The 17,605-nt window shown below is 70.7% G+C and carries 16 protein-coding genes; 8 read left to right on the forward strand and 8 right to left on the reverse strand.

Features of this window, described 5'->3' with window-relative positions:
• Position 1 precedes the first annotated feature (1 nt).
• From QMK34_RS15715 to QMK34_RS15725, 3 genes are all read right to left on the reverse strand, one after another.
• The gene (locus tag QMK34_RS15715; RefSeq protein WP_326414711.1) at positions 2 to 502 is read right to left on the reverse strand and encodes a hypothetical protein; all 501 of its coding nucleotides are present in this window, start codon (positions 500 to 502) and stop codon (positions 2 to 4) included.
• 93 nt (positions 503 to 595) lie between these two features.
• Positions 596 to 3,622 (reverse strand): AfsR/SARP family transcriptional regulator, encoded by a 3,027-nt coding sequence (locus QMK34_RS15720; protein ID WP_326414712.1) that lies wholly within the window; start codon positions 3,620 to 3,622, stop codon positions 596 to 598.
• A 131-nt stretch (positions 3,623 to 3,753) separates the two neighbouring features.
• Complete coding sequence (locus QMK34_RS15725; protein ID WP_326414713.1) at positions 3,754 to 4,458, reverse strand: DJ-1/PfpI family protein; 705 nt, start codon at positions 4,456 to 4,458, stop codon at positions 3,754 to 3,756.
• Positions 4,459 to 4,591: 133 nt separating this feature from the next.
• Here QMK34_RS15725 and QMK34_RS15730 point away from each other — a divergent pair, with 133 nt between their 5' ends.
• The 3 genes from QMK34_RS15730 to QMK34_RS15740 are packed head-to-tail and all read left to right on the forward strand — an operon-like array spanning position 4,592 to position 7,522.
• Positions 4,592 to 5,569: a GlxA family transcriptional regulator gene (locus QMK34_RS15730; RefSeq protein WP_326414715.1), complete on the forward strand. Its 978-nt coding sequence runs from the start codon at positions 4,592 to 4,594 to the stop codon at positions 5,567 to 5,569.
• Between the two features lie 59 nt (positions 5,570 to 5,628).
• Positions 5,629 to 7,197 (forward strand): YibE/F family protein, encoded by a 1,569-nt coding sequence (locus tag QMK34_RS15735; protein WP_326414716.1) that lies wholly within the window; start codon positions 5,629 to 5,631, stop codon positions 7,195 to 7,197.
• A 37-nt stretch (positions 7,198 to 7,234) separates the two neighbouring features.
• Entirely contained in the window at positions 7,235 to 7,522 is a 288-nt protein-coding gene (locus QMK34_RS15740; protein WP_326414717.1) for a hypothetical protein, read from the forward strand.
• Here QMK34_RS15740 and QMK34_RS15745 read toward each other — a convergent pair.
• Together QMK34_RS15745 and QMK34_RS15750 are read right to left on the reverse strand one after the other, a co-directional pair.
• Positions 7,494 to 8,141 carry a hypothetical protein gene (locus QMK34_RS15745; protein WP_326414718.1) on the reverse strand — a complete coding sequence of 216 codons (648 nt, stop codon included), beginning with the start codon at positions 8,139 to 8,141 and terminating at the stop codon, positions 7,494 to 7,496. The two genes, QMK34_RS15740 and QMK34_RS15745, sit on opposite strands and share 29 nt — an antisense overlap.
• Before the next feature lie 5 nt (positions 8,142 to 8,146).
• Positions 8,147 to 8,734, reverse strand: coding sequence for an MBL fold metallo-hydrolase (locus QMK34_RS15750; RefSeq protein ID WP_326414719.1), 588 nt, complete (start codon positions 8,732 to 8,734; stop codon positions 8,147 to 8,149).
• A 284-nt stretch (positions 8,735 to 9,018) separates the two neighbouring features.
• Here QMK34_RS15750 and QMK34_RS15755 point away from each other — a divergent pair, with 284 nt between their 5' ends.
• From QMK34_RS15755 to QMK34_RS15770, 4 genes are all read left to right on the forward strand, one after another.
• A complete protein-coding gene (locus QMK34_RS15755; protein ID WP_326414720.1) occupies positions 9,019 to 9,900 on the forward strand; it encodes a peptidylprolyl isomerase in 882 nt (293 codons plus the stop codon).
• Positions 9,901 to 9,910: 10 nt separating this feature from the next.
• Complete coding sequence (locus tag QMK34_RS15760) at positions 9,911 to 10,705, forward strand: aminotransferase class IV family protein (RefSeq protein WP_326414722.1); 795 nt, start codon at positions 9,911 to 9,913, stop codon at positions 10,703 to 10,705.
• 234 nt (positions 10,706 to 10,939) lie between these two features.
• A complete protein-coding gene (locus QMK34_RS15765; protein WP_326414723.1) occupies positions 10,940 to 11,794 on the forward strand; it encodes a helix-turn-helix domain-containing protein in 855 nt (284 codons plus the stop codon).
• A 4-nt stretch (positions 11,795 to 11,798) separates the two neighbouring features.
• Complete coding sequence (locus QMK34_RS15770) at positions 11,799 to 11,987, forward strand: DUF397 domain-containing protein (RefSeq protein ID WP_326414724.1); 189 nt, start codon at positions 11,799 to 11,801, stop codon at positions 11,985 to 11,987.
• A gap of 69 nt (positions 11,988 to 12,056) precedes the next feature.
• On the opposite strand, the gene QMK34_RS15775 is transcribed toward QMK34_RS15770, so the two are convergent.
• Positions 12,057 to 12,923 carry a LysR family transcriptional regulator gene (locus QMK34_RS15775; protein ID WP_326414725.1) on the reverse strand — a complete coding sequence of 289 codons (867 nt, stop codon included), beginning with the start codon at positions 12,921 to 12,923 and terminating at the stop codon, positions 12,057 to 12,059.
• Between the two features lie 83 nt (positions 12,924 to 13,006).
• Here QMK34_RS15775 and QMK34_RS15780 point away from each other — a divergent pair, with 83 nt between their 5' ends.
• On the forward strand, positions 13,007 to 14,359 hold the full coding sequence (locus QMK34_RS15780; RefSeq protein WP_326414726.1) for a diaminopimelate decarboxylase: 1,353 nt from the start codon (positions 13,007 to 13,009) through the stop codon (positions 14,357 to 14,359).
• A 30-nt stretch (positions 14,360 to 14,389) separates the two neighbouring features.
• Here the strand turns inward: QMK34_RS15780 and QMK34_RS15785 are convergent, their stop codons facing one another.
• Together QMK34_RS15785 and QMK34_RS15790 are read right to left on the reverse strand one after the other, a co-directional pair.
• Positions 14,390 to 15,169, reverse strand: coding sequence for an enoyl-CoA hydratase-related protein (locus QMK34_RS15785; protein WP_326414728.1), 780 nt, complete (start codon positions 15,167 to 15,169; stop codon positions 14,390 to 14,392).
• A gap of 29 nt (positions 15,170 to 15,198) precedes the next feature.
• Positions 15,199 to 17,538 carry a RelA/SpoT family protein gene (locus QMK34_RS15790; protein ID WP_326414729.1) on the reverse strand — a complete coding sequence of 780 codons (2,340 nt, stop codon included), beginning with the start codon at positions 17,536 to 17,538 and terminating at the stop codon, positions 15,199 to 15,201.
• Positions 17,539 to 17,605: the final 67 nt, after the last annotated feature.

The raw sequence follows: 17,605 nt of genomic DNA on the forward strand, positions 1-17,605 counted from the left end.
CTCAGCCCCCGCTGGTGAAGTAGGTGATGTCCCAGTGGCTGCCTTCGTCGCAGTAGAGGTTGCCCGACGCCGCCTTCCACTGCGGGTAGCCGTCGCCACGCAGGCCGATGTAGCTGAAGTTGTTCTTGATGTAGCCGTCGAGGCAGCTGTTGTGGGTGGTATCCACCTTGTAGCCGTTGTAATGGCTGTAGGTGCCCGACGCGTGGCCGACCTCGGTGCCGCCGGTGATGTTGATGGCGCAGCCGCTCGCGCGCTTGAGCGTGATGACGCCGTCGACGGTGGTGGAGTTGATCTGCTCGTACGAGGTGCAGGTCGAGTTCGACCTGGTCGTGCACCCGCCGCTGGACGAATGGGTCACCCCGGCCGCGCTCAGCTGGGACGCGGCCGTCGACTGGCTCAGCTTGGTGGCGGCCGACGCCGTGCCCAGGCTCGCGAACAGCATGGTCGCCGCCGCGGCGGTGAGCCCGACGGCGACCCTGGGCAGCATCGGATGTACACGCATGGCATGCCTCCTCGGTGCGGAATTCGACGGCGGCAGCCAAGCCCGCGACGCCATAACTTCGCCAAACACCACCCCGGGCACACCGGTCAGGGCCTATACGGGAAGCGGCCCGATCCTGATCTTTGTCAACGCTTCACGAACTCGCTCGCGCTCAGGAGACGCGGAACTCACACCGGAAAGCTCGTGCAGCGCGCGCACCTCCCACAACGGGAAACCGAGCTCCCGGAACAGTTCCGCCGCCGTGCGCAGCACCTTTTCGGCCTGCCCTGCCCCTGTACCGGCCCGCAGCCTGCCCAGCGTGAGCAGCGCGTACCCGGCTCCTCGCCGATCGTGCAGCTCGCGGAAGGTGCGCATCGCGACGCGCAGGTGCTCCTCCGCGGCGGCGGGATCGCCCGCGAGCCGCCGGGCCTCGGCGAGACTCCGGTGGGTGTACGCGGCGGCGTGCCGGTGGCCGAGTTCGGTGAACAGCTCCAGCGAGTGGTTCAGGCACCGCTCACCGTCGGCGATCTCGCCAGCCTCGGCGTGCAGGTCGCCGAGGCTGCGCAGGACGTGTGCCTCCCAGTGCCGCTCGTGCACGCGGATCGCTCCGCGCAGCGCGCCGGTCAGCAGGTCGGCGGCCGCGTCGGGACGCCCGTGCCGCCGGAGCACATCGGCGTAGCGCTTCGCGGCCTGGTCGTGCCGCCGCCCGTCTTCGCAGCGCTGCGCGAGCAGCATGCTGGCTTCGAAACTCTCCATCGCGCGCCGGACGTCGCCCAGATCGTCCGACAGCGAGCCCAGGTGCGCCGACGCGACGGCCTGACCCGGCAGGTCACCGCACTCCCGGAGCAGTGTGAGCGCCTCGCGAAGGCCTTCGAGGGCCAGCGGGGCGTCCCCGGCCTCCGCGTCGACGTCCGCGAGCGCGACGAGCGCCGCGCCCGTGCCGCGCAGGTCGTCCAGTGCGCGGAACCGCGCCTTGGCCATCGTGAAGTAGTGCCGCGCCCGGCCGGAGCGGCCGTGTTCCCAGTGCAACGTCCCGAGATTGAGCAGTTTCGCCGCCTCGGCGGGCAAGTCACTGCGGCGGCGGGCGGCCTGCAGGCCCAGCAGCGACACAGCTTGCGCCGAGGTCCCGGCCAGCCGGGTACCGGTAAGGGCGATGTAGGCGTCCGAGAGCCGCTCGGTGAGCCCGTGCCAGCCGTGCGCGCTGGCCGTCCGCACGGCCGCCGCGAGGCCCTCCGCCTCGGCGTCGCGCCACGCGATGGGATCCGCCGCGATCCTGGCGAGGACCGCGGCGTCCGGCGTCGGCTCCGCACTCCCGTCGGTGCGGACGAACTCCGTGCCCACCAAGGAAAGCACGTGTTCGGCGACGGCGAGCGTGACACTCAGCGCGCGGTGCACGGCGGCCCGGTCGATCCGGTTCTCCTCGGGACGCGCCCGTTCCCGCACCAGCAGCCGCACGAACCCGGGCAGCGTGTACCGGACGAACCCGCCCGCGTCGCGGCCGGTCACCCGCAGCAGATGGCCATCGGCCAGCGTGTCGAGCACTTCCCGCGCCTCGGCCATCGGCAGGTCGAGCAGCGCCGCGGCACACCATTCGGACAGGTCGCGCCCGCCGAACGCGGCGAACGTCCGCAGGACGTCCCGTTCCGGCCCACTGCGCTCTCGCAGCGCGGACGCGACGACGGCCCGCACACCGGTCTCGCCCGCGGTGAGCTCGTCGAGTCCCCGCCGCTCGTCCTCGAGCCGGGCGACCAGCTCGGCGACCTTCAGATGCGGGCGCTGGGCGAGTTTGGACCCGGCGATGCGCACGGCGAGGGCGAGCCCGCCGCAACGCGCGACGAGGGCGCGCGCAGACTCGGGTTCAGCGGCCAGCCGGTCGGTACCGGCGGTCGCGCCGAGCAGGGCGTACGCGTCGGATTCGGTCAGCTCACCGGCTTCGATCGGCTGGACCCCGTCCAGCCCCGGCAGGCGGCGCCGGGAGGTGATCACCGTGACGCAGCCCGGCCCGGCGGGCAGCAGCGCGCGCACCTGCTGCTCGGACTGCGGATCCTCGATCAGCACCAGCACCCGCCGGTCGGCGGTGTGACTGCGCCACAACGCGACGAGGTCGGCGAGACCGCCCGGCACGTCGGAAGCCGCCACGCCGAGCGCCCGCACGAAGCCCGCCAGCACCTCGATGATGTCGGCCTGGACGCCGTCGGCCCGGCGGAGCCCGGCGACGAGCTGCCCGTCCGGGAACCGCTTGCGAACGCGCCAGGCGGCCTGCACGGCCAGCGTGGTCTTGCCCGCCCCGGCAGGCCCGTGCAGCAGGATCGGCCGCGAGCACCGCAGCGCCCGGCCGAGCTCGGCGAGTGCCTCGGACCGGCCGGTGAAGTCGGGCACGGGCGGCGGCAGCTGGGCGGGCGGTCCGGCGCTGATCCACTCGCAGCCGGCGATCCCGCGGTACACCTCGAGCAGCTCCGCACCCGGGCGCACCCCGGCCTGGTCCCACAGCTCGCGACGGGTCCGGCGGAGCAGCTCCAGCGCGGAATCGCGGTGTTCCAGCCCGGCGAGCGCGACGGCCAGCCGGGCGACCAGCCGCTCGTCGGTCGGCCGCTGGGCGACCACCGGGCCGAGCCGCTCCGCGACCGCTCGGAACCGGCTCTCGCCCAGGTCCAGTTCCACGAGCTGGCCGAGCACCGAGCGGCGCCGGTCCTCAAGCCAGAGTTTGTGCGCCTCGACCAGCGGCCCGCCCGCGACGTCGGCCAGCGCGGACCCGTGCCAGCAGTCGAGCGCCCGCTCCAGCAGGTCGCGCCGGTGGCCGGGGTCGGCCGCGGCAGAGGCGGCCAGCATGACGAAATCCTCCGCGTCGAGCTCACCGGGGGCGACGGTGAGCCGGTAACCCTGCGGGCCGGACCGCAACCGCTGGCCCTCGCACCCCGGCTGCACCCCCGGGGACAGGGCCTTGCGCAGTTTGGAGACGCTCACCTGGACAATCGCGGCGGCGCTGGAGGGCGCGCCCTCCGGCCACAGCTCGTCGACGAGGGTGTCGCGGTGCACGAACTCGCCGGGCCTGGCCAGCAGCACCGCCAGCAGCCGCCGGGGCTGCGCGGCCGAGGGCAGCACGACGGAGGCCGTCAGCGGGCCGAGCACCCTGAATTTCACCTGCAACACCGCTCCGCGGGGACATGGCGAGGACACTGGACGAATTCCGCCCGAATGTAACCGGCCACCCGATCGGGGCGGGGAAATCCGGCACGGGTCACCCGGATGGCCCCGCCCGGACGAGGGACCCGTCAGGCGCGGGCGAGCAGTCTCTCCAGCAGTTCCGGAGCGTCGGACAGCCCCTCCCGCAGCGCGTGCTCGCGCAGCGGCTTGAGATCGCCGTAGGGCGGGGCGCTCCAGTCGAGCGGGCCCTGCGGCGGCTCCGGGTCGTACTCGATGCCGTACTGCAAAGTGCGGGCGACTTGCGCCCCGGCCAGCCTCTCCACCAGGTGCAGCGCCATGTCGATGCCCGCCGACACCCCGGCGGCGGTGATCACCCGGCCGTCCTCCACCCAGCGCTTCGCCACCGGCGTCGCACCGAAGGCGGGCAGCAGGTCGCGGAACATCCAATGCGTCGTCGCCGACAAGCCGTCGAGCTGCCCAGCGGCCCCGAGCAGCAGCGAGCCGGTGCACACGGACGTCACGAACCGGGCATTGGCGGCCGCGTCGCGCAGGTAGCCCACCAGCGTCGTGTCAGTCAGCGCGCGCAGGGTCGGGGCGGCCCCACCCGGCACGACCAGGGCATACGGCGTTGGAACCGCGTCGAAGGTGTGACTCGGCGCGATTCGCAGCGGGGTGTCGGTGGCGACCGGGTCCAGGGTCTCGCCGACGACCACCACCCGGAACCCGAGCCCGCTGCCCGCGAGCCCGCTGAGCACCTGCAGCGGCCCGACCAGGTCGAGCGGGGTCAGCCCGGGATAGACCACGAACGCGATCGTCTTCGCCTCTTCAGTCATGTCGCCACTTTCAGTCATGTCACCACTTCGGTCATGTCAACACTGTGTCGGCCCGGCGGAGCCGCCGCGCCGAGAATGTCCGTAATCCTGCGAACCACGTCCGATAGCCGGGCCTGGCTGCTAACGTTCCGTCATGCCGGGTTCCCCCAGACGTGTCGTGATCGTCGGCTACCCCAACACCGAGCTACTCGACATCGCCTGCCCGTCGGACGTGCTGGACGCTGCGAACAAGCTCGGCGCGCGTCCCGGCTACGAAATCCGGCTGGCCTGCGTCGACGGACGGCCGATCCGCTGCGAATCCGGGCTCACCCTCAACCCCCAGCTCCGCCTGGACCAGGTCGCCGGGAACCTCGACACGCTCATCGTCGCGGGCGGCAGTGGGCATGAGGTCGCGGCCGCCGACGTCCGGCTGCTCGACCACGTCCGCAGGCTGGCCGACACGAGCAGGCGCGTCGCCTCGGTCTGCACCGGCGCGACCGTGCTCGCGGCCGCGGGCCTGCTCACCGGCCGCCGCGCCACCACCCACTGGCGCTACGCCGCGCGGCTGGCCGCGGCCTACCCGGCGGTGACCGTCGACCCGGTGCCGTTGTTCATCAAGCACGGCAACGTCTACACCGCGGCCGGGGTGACCAGCGGGCTCGACCTCGCGCTGGCGTTCGTCGAGGAGGACTACGGCCCGACCATCGCGCGCGAGGTGGCCAGGATGCTGGTGACCTACCTGCAGCGGCCGGGAAACCAGGCCCAGGTCAGCATGTTCCTGTCCGGCCCGCCGCCGGACAACCGGATGGTCCGCGACATCACCGCCTACATCTCCGAGCACCTCGCCGCCGACCTCGGCACCCCGGTGCTGGCAGGCCGAGCCGGGATCAGCACCCGCCAGCTGACGCGCCTGTTCGACGCGCATCTGGGCACCACGCCAGGGAAGTACGTCCGCGCGACCCGCACGGAGAACGCCGCCAGGCTGCTCGCCGGGACCGAACTCCCGCTCGCCTCGATCGCCCGCCGCTGCGGGTTCGGGTCGACCGAAACGCTGCGCCAGGCTTTTCTGGATCACTTCGACACCCCGCCCTCGTCCTACCGGCGGGTGCACCAACGGCAGTCGATCGGCTGAAACCCGGCGTTGGGCCGCCCCCGAGGCGGCGGCCCAACGGACCTGTGGAGGATGTTCCGGTGGACCGCCGCGACATCTCCGACGAGGACACCGGCCCGAGTCGCCGGGTATCGGACGGTCCGTCCGCTACCCCGCCCCGCCGCACGCCCGGAACGCCCCGTTCGCCGCAAACGGGCGGCCACCGGATCCCCGCCGAGGGCGGCCGCCGTGCCCGTCCCGAAGGCCGGCCAGAAGGCCCTGCCAACGCCGAGCCGCGTCGGCGCGCCCGTCCCGAGCCACCACCGGACACCGAACCCGACGCCACGCCACGCCGTCGTCCGAGGCCACCGGCCGAGGACGGGAAACCCGTGCGCGGCCCGGCGAAACCCCGTCGCAAAACGGAAACGCCCGCTCTCGACGTCGGGCATGGGCACGGCCACAACCACGGCCCCGCCAGTCCCGCGTCGAAGCGGGTGCGCCTGCTGCTGATCTGGCTGCTGACCCCGCTCGCGGTCGCGACGGTGGCCGGGATGGTCCTGCTCTATCCCTGGGGAAAGCCGTCGCCGACGAGCGTCGTTCAGCAGGGCACGCCGGTGCACGCGAACGTGACCGCCACCGTCAGCGGTCCCTGCCTGGGCGACGGCCAGGTCCAGGTCGGCAACCAGCCCGCGCCTGGCGAGAAGCCCTGTCTCACCGTCGACCTGGCGATGACCGACGGCCCGGCGAACGGGAAACAGCTCAAGCTCACGGTGCCGATCGAACCCAGCTCCCCCCGGTTCGCCGCCGGGGACGCCGTGGTGGTGTCCTACAACGGCGGCAACCCGGCCGATCCCGCCTCCTTCCAGCTGGTCGACTTCCAGCGCGGGACCCCGCTGCTGCTGCTGGCGGCGCTGTTCGCGATCGCGGTGATCGTGCTGGGCCGCTGGCAGGGGGTGGCCGCGCTCGTCGCGCTGGGCCTGAGTTTCCTGGTGATCGCCCTGTTCGTGCTGCCGTCGATCCTCGCCGGGGAGAACCCGCTGGTGGTGGCGATCTTCGGGGCGGGCGCGATCATGTTCATCGCGTTGTACCTGACCCATGGGCTCTCCGCGCGGACCACGGTCGCGGTGCTCGGCACGCTGGCGAGTCTCGTGCTCATCGGCGTGCTGTCGGCGATCTTCTCCGCGACGGCCGCGCTGACCGGCCTCGACGACAGCACCTCCACGCTGATCGCCTCGCTCGGCCACGGCGTCGACACCCGGGGCCTGCTGCTCGCCGGAGTCGTGATCGGCGCACTGGGCGTGCTCGACGACGTCACCATCACGCAGACCAGCGCCGTTTGGGAGCTACGCAAGGCCAACCCCGGCCTCGGCTGGCGGGAGCTTTACGGCGCGGGCCTGCGCATCGGGCGCGACCACGTCGGTTCCGCGGTGAACACGCTCGTCATGGCCTACGCCGGGGCCGCGCTGCCGGTGCTGCTGTACTCGTCGATCTCCGGCGTCGGGCTGGGCGCGCTGCTCGGCAGCGAGGACATCGCGCAGGAGATCGTCCGGACCCTCGTCGGCAGCGTCGGCGTCGTCGCGGCCGTCCCGGTGACGACGCTGCTGGCCGCGCTGATCGCGTCCAGGGAACCCGCTCCCGCGAACACCATCAGCACCACCAGCGCGCACTAGTCACTTCCGCCCCGGAAAAGGGCCCCGAGGAGGGGCCGTGCTCGACGTCGTATTCGGGGTGCCGAGACGGGTCGCTGGACGCACGCTGCACGTGCTGCGCACGGCTTTCGAGGCGCTCGAGTCGATCCCGCGGATCGCTTCCGCGGTCGACGAGCTGCGCGCGTCGCTAAGGCAGTGCGAGCGGCTCGCCACCTTCGCCGCGGGAGAGCTGCCGGAGCTCGTCTACCAGCTGGAACAGATCCGTGAGCGGCTCGACGAACTCGACCGCCGCCCGCGCGAGATCGTCCCCGAAGAGGTCAGTCCAGTGTCGCGACGAAACGGCTGACGGCCTCCATGGTGAACCGCTGCACGTACTTGCCCTGCGGGGCCGCGGCGGCCAGCCGGTGGAGCGGGCGTTCCGCCGCCGAATCGCCCCTGGCCTCGGCCTTCAACTGCGCCACCAGGAGTTCGGAGAACACCAGCCCGTTGGCCTCGGTGTTGTTGAGCAGCGCGTTCGCCAGGCGGCGTAGCGGCAGCACGCCGATCTCCCGCCCGCCCGCGCCGGAGTAGACGGCGAGGTCGACCTTCGCGGACTTGCGCCGCTGACCGGCGTTGACCAGCAGGCTCACCGTGCGGGTGCCGCGGAGGTCACCGATGACGAGGTCGAGCCTGCCCGCGGCGACGAGGTCGACGCGCCGCACGCCCCAGGTGCGCACGATCAGCTCGGACCCTTCCAGCCAGATCCGGCGGCGCACGCTGAACAGCACCAGGTACAACAGCGGCAGCGCGACGATCACGGCCGCCACGAACCCGGCGAACTCCCCGCCGATCAGCCCGGCTATCCCGCCGGACGCGGCCGCGAAGATCGCCACGCCCAGCAGCCCGGAGCAGCCGCGGCGGCGGCGCTGACGGGAGTCGTCGTGGAACAGTGGCAGCCGCTCGGGTGCGGGGCTCGGCTCGCTCATCCCGGTCACGAGGCCGCGCCTGCCAGGAACGGATTGCTCGCGCGCTCCTGCCCGATCGTGGTGGCGGGGCCGTGCCCCGGCAGCACCACGGTGTCGTCGGGCAGGGCCATCAGCTTGGCGCGCAAGGACTTGTCCAATTCTTCTTCGGTACCAAGGGCCCGGCCGATCGAGCCGGCGAACAGGGTGTCCCCGGTCAGCACGAGGCGGCCGCCTTCGGGCGTGGTGAGGCGGAAGACCACCGAGCCCGGTGTGTGTCCCGGCGTGTGGTCCACGGTGATCTCGAGTCCGGCGAGTGACAGGACGCCCTCGTCGAGCGGGATCGTCTCGCCGTTGGCCCACGAGGTGTCCGAGCGGTGCAGGCGCAGCGGCGTCCCGTGCCCGGCTTCGAGGGCTGCGGCGGAAGCCACGTGATCGGGGTGCCCGTGGGTCGCGAGCACGGCGGCGGGGGTGAGCCGATGCTCACGCAACGCGGCCTCGAGCGGCTCCAGCGCGTCCTGCCCGGGATCGACCACCACACACTCCCCGCCCGCCGCGAGGGCGAGCAGATAGCAGTTGGCCTGCAGCGGGCCTGCCGGGAACCCGACGACGAGCAAAGAACGTCTCCTCCACGCACGCCCGCCGAACCCCGGTTTCCGCGCCGGCGGCTGGGCGATGCCGATCACGATCGGGTAAGCCTAGCTTGACGAATCGGCGACGCCGATCGCACGGGGGCGGAGTCGGGCGCGGGTCCGCCTCCGTGACGCCCCGAGCCAATTCGATCACAATGAGACACCGGGTTGAAACAAACAGCCGCCCCTGTACAGAGTCCTCACAGGCTGTGCCCATACACTGCCGCTACCTCAGACGTGTGACACCGAGTAGAAATCGGGAGGGGCGGGTGTCGACCAACCAGCAGCGCCGCGAAGCCGCGAAGCGCAAGCTCGAGCGTCAGCTCGTGCACCGGGCAGAACGGGTTAAGCGACGCAAGATTGTCGGCGTTGGTGTGGTCGGCGGTGTCGTCCTCATCGTGGCGGGCGCCGTGGTCTGGATCGTGAACAGCAGTGGCGGCGGCGACGCCGCGGCTTCACCCCCCAGCTCCGCACCGCCGTCGCCGAGCGCAGTCACCATTCCGACCCAGCGGGCGCCGATGCCGAAGCGGCCGACGCCCCTGGCGAATCCGGTGACCTGTGACTACAAGGCGGACGCCAAGAGCCAGGCACCGAAGAAGGTCAACAAGCCGGACGGCGCCAAGGTCTCTTCGACCGGCACGGTCAGCGTCACGCTGAAGAGCACGGCGGGCGACATCCCGCTGACGCTCGACAGGGCGCTCGCTCCCTGCGCGGTGCAGAGCTTCATCAGCCTGGCCAATCAGGGTTTCTTCACCGACACCATGTGCCACCGGCTCGGCGCCTCGGAGTTCCAGTTCCTCCAGTGCGGGGACCCGGCGGCCAAGGGCGACCCGCAGACCGACGGTCAGGGCGGGCCGGGCTACACGATGCCGGACGAGGCCTTCCCGCAGCTGACCTACGGCCGCGGCATCCTGGCGATGGCGAAGACCTCGGCCCCGAACTCCGGGGGCAGCCAGTTCTTCATGGTCAACGGGAACGCGCCGGGGCTCACCCCGGACTACTCGGTCTTCGGCAGCATCAGCGACGAGGGCCTCAAGGTCCTCGACAAGGTCACGAAGGCCGGCGTCAACCCGGCGACGGCGAACCCGCAGGACGGCACCGGCGCGCCGAACATGCCGGTGAAGTTCACCGGCGCCACGGTCAACAGCTGACGGGAAGTCCGTGGACTTTCGCGTCGAACTCGACGGGGCACCGGTCACCACCGAAGATCTGGTGGCCGCGATGGGCAATTACGGGCATTTCACGGCCATGCAGGTACGTGGCGGGCGGGTGCGCGGTCTCGAGCTGCATCTCGATCGGCTCGTGACCAGCACCCGCCGGCTCTTCGCCAGCGAGCTGGACACTGATCGCCTGCTCGTGAACCTGCGGCGGGTGATCAAGGACGAGGACGCGCTTTCGGTGCGCGTCCTCGTTTTCACGCGCGCCCTGAACTGGGACGACCCTGGCGCGCCCGCTGCCCCCGAGGTGCTGATCCGGACCGGTCCCCCGCAGTCCCCCGAGCCGAAACCCCTGCGCCTGCGGTCGGTCCGGTACGAACGGGTCCTGCCGGAGGTCAAGCACGTCGGCACGTTCGGGATCGTGCACCACATCCGCGAAGCGAAGATCGCGGGCTACGACGACGCCCTGTTCCTCGACAACCTCGGGCGCGTCAGCGAAGCGTCCATTTGGAACGTCGGCTTTCTCGAAGGCGGCAAGATCGTCTGGCCCGAAGCGCCGGTCCTGCCGGGCATCACCTTGCAACTGCTGCGAAAAGGCTTGCGGCGCCAGGGAATTCCGCAGGAGACCCGCGAGGTGTACCCGGCGGACCTGCCCGGCTTCGACGCGATGTTCGTGACCAACTCGCAAACCTCGGGCACACCGGTCATCTCGGTGGACGACGTCGAGCTGCGGTCCGATCCGGACATCACGCGGCTGCTCATGGAAGCCTACGAAACCAACCCTCGCGACGAGATCTAGCCTGTGCGTCAGATGACGCAGAACTCGCGGATCGGCTGTGTGACGCTGGTCAGGTCACGAACCGGAAGCACCGCGGGAGGTGTCATGCGAGCAACCGTGTTGGACCCTGGGGCCTGGGAGTGGGGCTGGGAGTGGTGAAGTCCTGAAAGTGCGTCACCGCATAGGGTTATCCCTTGAGGTGAATCCGCGCGTGGCCTCGGCCACGCGCGGTTTTTTTGGCCCTACCGTGCTCGCATGACTGAGGAATCCACGGTACGACGCCGTGAACTGGGCAAGGAACTGAGAAACCTCCGCGAGCGCAAACACCTCTCCGGCATGGAACTGAGCCGCCGCGTCGGGGTGCTGCAGAGCAAGATCTCCCGCTGGGAGAACGGCTTCCGCGAGATGACCACCGTCGACGCCGCGCTCTACCTCGGTGGCTGCGGCGTGGACGAAACCGAGCGCCTGCGCCTGCTCGAACTCACCAAGCCGCCGAGCGAGCTCTACTGGGTCCGCCCCTACTTCGACCAACTGTCCGACCCGATGAAGTCGATCATCCTGCAGGAAAGCCTCGCGAACCGGATCGTCAGCTACGAACCCCTCGTCGTGTCCGGTCTCCACCAGAGCGAGGCGTACGCACGCTCGATGTTCGAATGGCGGGGCTCGGTCGCCGCCGATCGCGTCGATCTGCTGGTGAAAGCGCGGATGGACCGGCAGAACGTGTTGAAGAGGCCGAAAGCGCCCCAAGGCACGTTCTACATCCACGAGCGCGCGTTGCGTTCAGTGGTCGGCAGCCCTCGGATCATGCAGGAGCAAATCCTGCTCCTGATCTTGAGCAGCACGCTGCCGCACTGCTCGATCCAAGTGGTGCTGGACTCAGCAGGGCCCTACGGCACGATCGGTGGCGACTTCACCATTCTGGAGTTCACCGATCATCCGGCTACGGTGTACGCCGCAGTGTTCGGCGGCACCATCTTCATCGACGACAGGCCGTGCGTCGACGCCTACTATGACCTGGTTGCGAAGCTGGAATTAGATGCCCTGAGTAGGGGACACTCGAGAGAGTGGCTCGTCCGGCTCGCGGACGAATACGACCATATGGAGGAGTAACGCGATGGCGGCCTTCGAATTGACCTGGATCAAGAGCACCCACAGCGACGGCTACGAAGAAAGCGCCTGCGTCGAGGTGGCACTCACCCCCCAGCTCACCGCCGTCCGCGACTCGAAGGCCCCCACCGCCGGAAACCTGACGCTCCCCCACCCCGCGTGGACCGCGCTCCTCACCACCGTCCGAAGCCTCTGAAGGCCACCTTCACAGCGTAAAACGCCGTGATGGTGGCCTTCAGGGACCGCGCCGCACGGGAAGACGGAGTTACAAGAGTGCCAGGAAGGCGCCGACCAGTGGGCCCACCGGGTCGGCGCGGCAGGCGAGGCCCAGCTCGATGCGCGGCACCGGATCGGTGAGCCGCCGGAGTACGACGCCGGGAGTGCGCAGGGTCCGGGCCCGGTGCTCGGGCACGGCGGCCAGCCCGGCGCCCTCGGCGACGGCGTTCATCAGCTGCTCGTCCTCGGGTTCCTCGCGGACCACCGGCGGCACCCCGCCGGGCCAGACCTGGCTGCTGATCGCGTCGTACTGCCCGGAACCGTTGGCACGCGGCCAGAACACCACGGGTTCGCGGGCGATCTGGGCGCGGTCGAGGCGGTCGAACGCGGCGAGCGGATGGGCCTCGGGCAGCGCGACGAGCACCTCCTCGACCTCGATCACGTGGACCTGCACGGCCGGGCTCTCAACCGGCGGCCGCACGAAGCAGAGGTCGATCTCCCCCGCCTCCAGCCGGGCGATGTTGAGCACGGTCCACCCGGTCTCCAGCTCGATCGCCACGCCCGGATGACGCCGCCGGTACTCGGCCACGAGCCCGCTCGCGCGGGGCCCGGGGGCCGACCTCGTGTAGGCGATCCGCAGCCGTCCGCTCTCGCCGCGCGCGGCGGCCACCACCCGTCGGCGTGACCGGCGCAGGCTCTCCAGCAACTCACGCGCCTCCACCGCCGCCACGGTTCCGGCGTCGGTGAGCGTGAAGCGCGGACCAGAGCGATCCAGCAGCGCCACACCCAGGTCCGCCTCCAGCGCCCTGATCTGCTGGCTGAGCGACGGCTGGGAGATGTACAGCCGTTCGGCGGCGCGCGTGAAGTGCATCTCCTCGGCGAGAACCGCGAAGTAGTGCCACCGGCGGAGGTCCATACCAGCGATTATAGGACGTTCCAATGGAATTAGTGGCACCTTGTCTTGGACGCCCACCCGCGTCCGCTGCTGTCCTTGACCCCATGACCTCCAGCCTGGGAACCACCGCCGAGACCAGCTCCGCTCTCGCCTCCCGCCGGGAACGCGCGCTCGCCGCCGCCACTCGCCAAGGCCTGCTCGGCCCGGACGCACCGATCGCGGCGTTCCTGGACCTCGCCGGGATCACCGAGACCACGACGGCGTTACGCGAGGCTTTCGCACCGCTCGGCACGGTGCAGCACACCTTCGCCGCGAAAGCGTGCAGTCTCGTGCCCGTGCTCGGATTGCTTGCGGCACAGGGAATCGACGTCGAGGTGGCGAGTCCCGGCGAGACCGCCATCGCCGAGGCGGCGGGCCTGCCCGGCGAGCGGCTCGTGCTGGACTCCCCCGCCAAGACCGTCGGCGAGCTGCGCCACGCGCTGGCCTCGGGCACCGCGATCAACGTGGACAACGTGCAGGAACTCGACCGCCTCGACGCGCTGATCGGCGGCTCCCCGCCGCGCTCGGTGCTCGGCATCCGGGTCAACCCGCAGGTCGGCACCGGCACCATCGGGGACACCAGCACCGCGACGGGCACGTCGAAGTTCGGCGTGCCGCTGCGCGACCCGGGGAACCGGGAGCTGCTGATCGAGCTCGTCTCGCGGCGGCCGTGGCTGACCAGGCTGCACGTCCACGTCGGCTCGCAGGGATGCCCACTCGACCTCATCGCCGACGGTGTGGCCGCCGTCCTCGGTCTCGCGGAGGAGATCAACCACCGGCTCCGGCGGCGCCAGATCACCAGCATCGACCTCGGCGGCGGCCTGCCGGTCAACTTCGCCGACGACCGGATCGACCCCAGCTACACCGCCTACGTCGAGACGCTGCGCGAGCGCGTCCCCGGGCTGTTCACCGGCGACTACACGTTCGTGACCGAGTTCGGCCGGTCACTGCTGGCCAAGAACGGGTTCATGGCCAGCAAGGTGGAGTACACCAAGATCGCCGGAGGGCGGCCGATCGCGGTCACCCACGCCGGGGTCCAGGTCGCGACCCGCACGGTCATGCAGCCCGACCTGTGGCCACTGCGCCTGGGCGCGTTCAGCGCCGCGGGCGCGCCCAAACAGGGCCCGGCCGTCGGTCAGGACATCGCGGGCCCGTGCTGCTTCGCGGGCGACGTCCTCGCGAAGAACCGGCCGCTGCCGCTGCTCGAACCGGGTGACATCGTGGCCGCCTACGACACCGGGGCCTACTATTTCTCGGCCCACTTTTCGTACAACAGCCTGCCGCGACCGGCGGTCCACGGGTTCACCGTCGCCGACGACGGCTCGGTCCGGTTCACCACGATCCGCACCCGGCAGACGCTCGGCGAACTCGTCCGCGAGTCCGGCGGCGCCCACGCCACGGCGCTCCTCCCAACGTGACAGCCCCGTGCCCGGCCACCAAAACAGCGGTCAGCGGAAGGTGAACTTCGGCGCGCGACGCGCCAGGAAAGCCGCGACGCCCTCGGCGTAGTCCTCGCCGTGCAGCGCCTCCAGCCGGATCGCCTCGACCTCGGCGTCGGACTCCTGCTGCCCGGCGAGGATCTTCTCGATGATCCGGTTCATCCCCCGCACCGAAGCCTGCGAACGCGAACACAGCGTCCTGGCGAATTCCAGCGTGCCCGCTTCCAGCTCGTCCACCGCGAAGACGTCGTTGAGCAGGCCGATCTCGCGGGCGCGGGCGGCCTTGATCAGCTCGCCGGAAAGCAGGAGGTAGCGCGCGTTCGCCGGGCCGACGAGCGAGACGAGCTGGCGCGTCGAAGCGAAGTGGTAGACGATGCCCAGCTTCGCCGGGGTGATGCCGAACCGCGCGCCCTCGGCGGCGAACCGGAAGTCGCAGGCCACCGAGACCTGGCAGCCGCCGCCGATGCAGTTCCCGCGGATCATCGCTATCGACGGCTTCCGCATCCCGGACAGCGCGGCCACGGCTCCTTCGACGGCCTTGTCGTAGGTCGCCGCGCCCTCGGCCGTCGTCCGCAGCTCGCCGAACTCGCTGATGTCCGCGCCCGCCGAGAAGTTCTCCCCCGCGCCGGTGAGCAGCAGCACCTTGAGCGCCGAGTCCTGCTCGACCTCGGCCACCACCTCGAGGATCGCAGACCACATCCCGTAGGTGATCGCGTTGCGCTTTTCCGGCCTGGCGAACGTAAGCCGCGCGATCTCACCGTCGCGAGTGAGCTGGAAACCGTCAGTCATGACTGCACCCTAGGTGGTCCGCACCGGCCTCAAGAGGCCGACGTGACCCGGTACACGTCGTAGACGCCTTCCACCCCGCGCACGATCTTCAGCACGTGGCCCAGGTGTTTCGGGTCGCCCATCTCGAAGGTGAACCGGCTGACCGCGACCCTGTCACGCGAGGTGGTGACCGAGGCGGACAGGATGTTGACCTTCTCGTCGGCCAGCACCTTGGTGACGTCCGACAGCAGCCGGTGCCGGTCGAGCGCCTCGACCTGGATGGCCACCAGGAACACCGAGGACGCCGACGGCGCCCACTCGACCTCGACCAGCCGATCCGGCTGGGCGGTCAGGTCGCCCGCGTTGGTGCAGTCCGTGCGGTGCACGCTGACGCCGCCGCCGCGCGTGACGAACCCGAGGATCTCGTCGCCGGGCACCGGGGTGCAGCAGCGGGCGAGCTTCGCCCAGACGTCGCTGGCGCCCTTGACGACCACGCCGACGTCGTTGGAACCGCGGCGGCGGGTGACCGTGGACGGGGTGGCCCGTTCGGCGAGCTCCTCCTCCGCCTCGTCCACCCCGCCGAGGAGCGCGACCAGTCGTTGCACGACGTGCTTCGCGCTGGTGTGGCCCTCGCCGACCGCGGCGTAGAGCGAGCTGATGTCGGCGTGGCGCAGCTCGGTGGCGACCGAGCCCATGGATTCCGCCGAGACGAGCCGCTGGATCGGGAGGCCGACCTTGCGGACCTCCTTGGTGATGGCGTCCTTGCCGCCGTCGATGGCCTCGTCGCGCCGTTCCTTCGCGAACCACTGGCGGATCTTCGCGCGGGCCTTCGGCGAACCGGCGAACTGCAGCCAGTCCCGGCTGGGCCCGGCGGTGTCGGCCTTCGAGGTGAAGATCTCGATGACCTCGCCGTTTTCGAGCTTGCGCTCCAGCGCCACGAGACGGCCGTTGACGCGGGCGCCGATGCAGCGGTGGCCGACCTCGGTGTGCACCGCGTAGGCGAAGTCGACCGTGGTCGAATCGACCGGCAACGTGATGACGTCACCCTTCGGGGTGAACACGAAGATCTCGCGCGCGGCGAGCTCGTAGCGCAGCGACTCGAGGAAGTCACCGGGGTCGGCGGCTTCCCGCTGCCAGTCGAGCAGCTGGCGCATCCACGCCATCTCGTCGACGTCGACGGAGTTGTTGCCGCCGCCGTGCGTGCCCTTGGTCTCCTTGTACCGCCAGTGCGCGGCGATGCCGTACTCGGCCGTGCGGTGCATCTCGTAGGTGCGGATCTGCACCTCGAGCGGCTTGCCGTCCGGGCCGATCACCGTGGTGTGCAACGACTGGTACACGCCGAACCGCGGCTGCGCGATGTAGTCCTTGAAGCGGCCGGGCACCGGCTGCCACTGCGCGTGCACGACGCCCATGGCGGCGTAGCAGTCGCGGACGTCCTCGACCAGGATCCGCACGCCGACCAGGTCATGGATGTCGTCGAGGTCGCGGCCGCGCACGATCATCTTCTGGTGGATCGAGTAGTAGTGCTTGGGCCTGCCCTCGACCTTGGCGGTGATCCGCGAGGCGACCAGGTTGCTGGTCAGGTCGACGATCACCGAGCGGAGGTACGTGTCGCGCGAAGGAGCGCGGTCGGCCACCAGGCGGACGATCTCGTCGTACTTCTTGGGCTGCAGGATGGCGAACGCGAGGTCCTCGAGCTCCCATTTGACGGTCGCCATGCCGAGGCGGTGGGCCAGCGGCGCGAGGACCTCGAGGGTCTCGCGCGCCTTCTTGGCCTGTTTCTCCGGCGGGAGGAAGCGCATCGTGCGCATGTTGTGCAGCCGGTCGGCCAGCTTGATGACCAGCACGCGGGGGTCGCGGGCCATCGCGATGACCATCTTGCGGATGGTCTCGGCCTCGGCGGCCGTGCCGAGCTTGACCTTGTCCAGCTTGGTGACGCCGTCGACGAGCTCGCTGACCTTCTGGCCGAAGTCGGCCTTCAGCTCCTCGACGGAGTAACCGGTGTCCTCGACGGTGTCGTGCAGCAGCGCGGCGACCAGCGTCGTGGTGTCCATGCCGAGCTCGGCGAGGATCGTCGCGACGGCGAGCGGGTGGGTGATGTACGGGTCGCCGGACTTGCGCCGCTGCTCGCGGTGCAGCTCCTCGGCGACGTCGTAGGCGTGCTGCAGCAGCGCGAGGTCGGCGTTGGGATGCAACTCGCGGTGGATGACGGCCAGCGGCTCGAGCACCTGCTTGACCGGGGCCGCGCGCTGGGCGGTGATCCGGCGGGCCAGCCGGGCGCGGACACGGCGCGTGGCCGAAGGCGTGGGCGCGGCTCCGTTGGGCTTCGGCGCGCCATTCGCCTCGGCGCCGTCCTTTGCCGACATCGCGGCGTCCAGCTCCTGGCTCACCCGCACCTCCTGCAGCTCGTGCGGCCTCTAGACCACCAGAGTAACGCGCCGTACATCACAGCCCGCG

Origin of the sequence: Amycolatopsis sp. H20-H5 (assembly GCF_035828755.1) — a bacterium.
GTDB lineage: Bacteria > Actinomycetota > Actinomycetes > Mycobacteriales > Pseudonocardiaceae > Amycolatopsis.

Excerpts from the sequence above, each read along its gene's own strand:
- QMK34_RS15780 (WP_326414726.1), top strand. The coding sequence starts at position 13,007 with ATGACCTCCAGCCTGGGAACCACCGCCGAGACCAGCTCCGCTCTCGCC.
- QMK34_RS15785 (WP_326414728.1), bottom strand. The coding sequence starts at position 15,169 with ATGACTGACGGTTTCCAGCTCACTCGCGACGGTGAGATCGCGCGGCTT.
- QMK34_RS15770 (WP_326414724.1), top strand. The coding sequence starts at position 11,799 with ATGGCGGCCTTCGAATTGACCTGGATCAAGAGCACCCACAGCGACGGC.
- QMK34_RS15745 (WP_326414718.1), bottom strand. The coding sequence starts at position 8,141 with ATGAGCGAGCCGAGCCCCGCACCCGAGCGGCTGCCACTGTTCCACGAC.
- QMK34_RS15775 (WP_326414725.1), bottom strand. The coding sequence starts at position 12,923 with ATGGACCTCCGCCGGTGGCACTACTTCGCGGTTCTCGCCGAGGAGATG.
- QMK34_RS15765 (WP_326414723.1), top strand. The coding sequence starts at position 10,940 with ATGACTGAGGAATCCACGGTACGACGCCGTGAACTGGGCAAGGAACTG.
- QMK34_RS15715 (WP_326414711.1), bottom strand. The coding sequence starts at position 502 with ATGCGTGTACATCCGATGCTGCCCAGGGTCGCCGTCGGGCTCACCGCC.
- QMK34_RS15730 (WP_326414715.1), top strand. The coding sequence starts at position 4,592 with ATGCCGGGTTCCCCCAGACGTGTCGTGATCGTCGGCTACCCCAACACC.
- QMK34_RS15725 (WP_326414713.1), bottom strand. The coding sequence starts at position 4,458 with ATGACTGAAGAGGCGAAGACGATCGCGTTCGTGGTCTATCCCGGGCTG.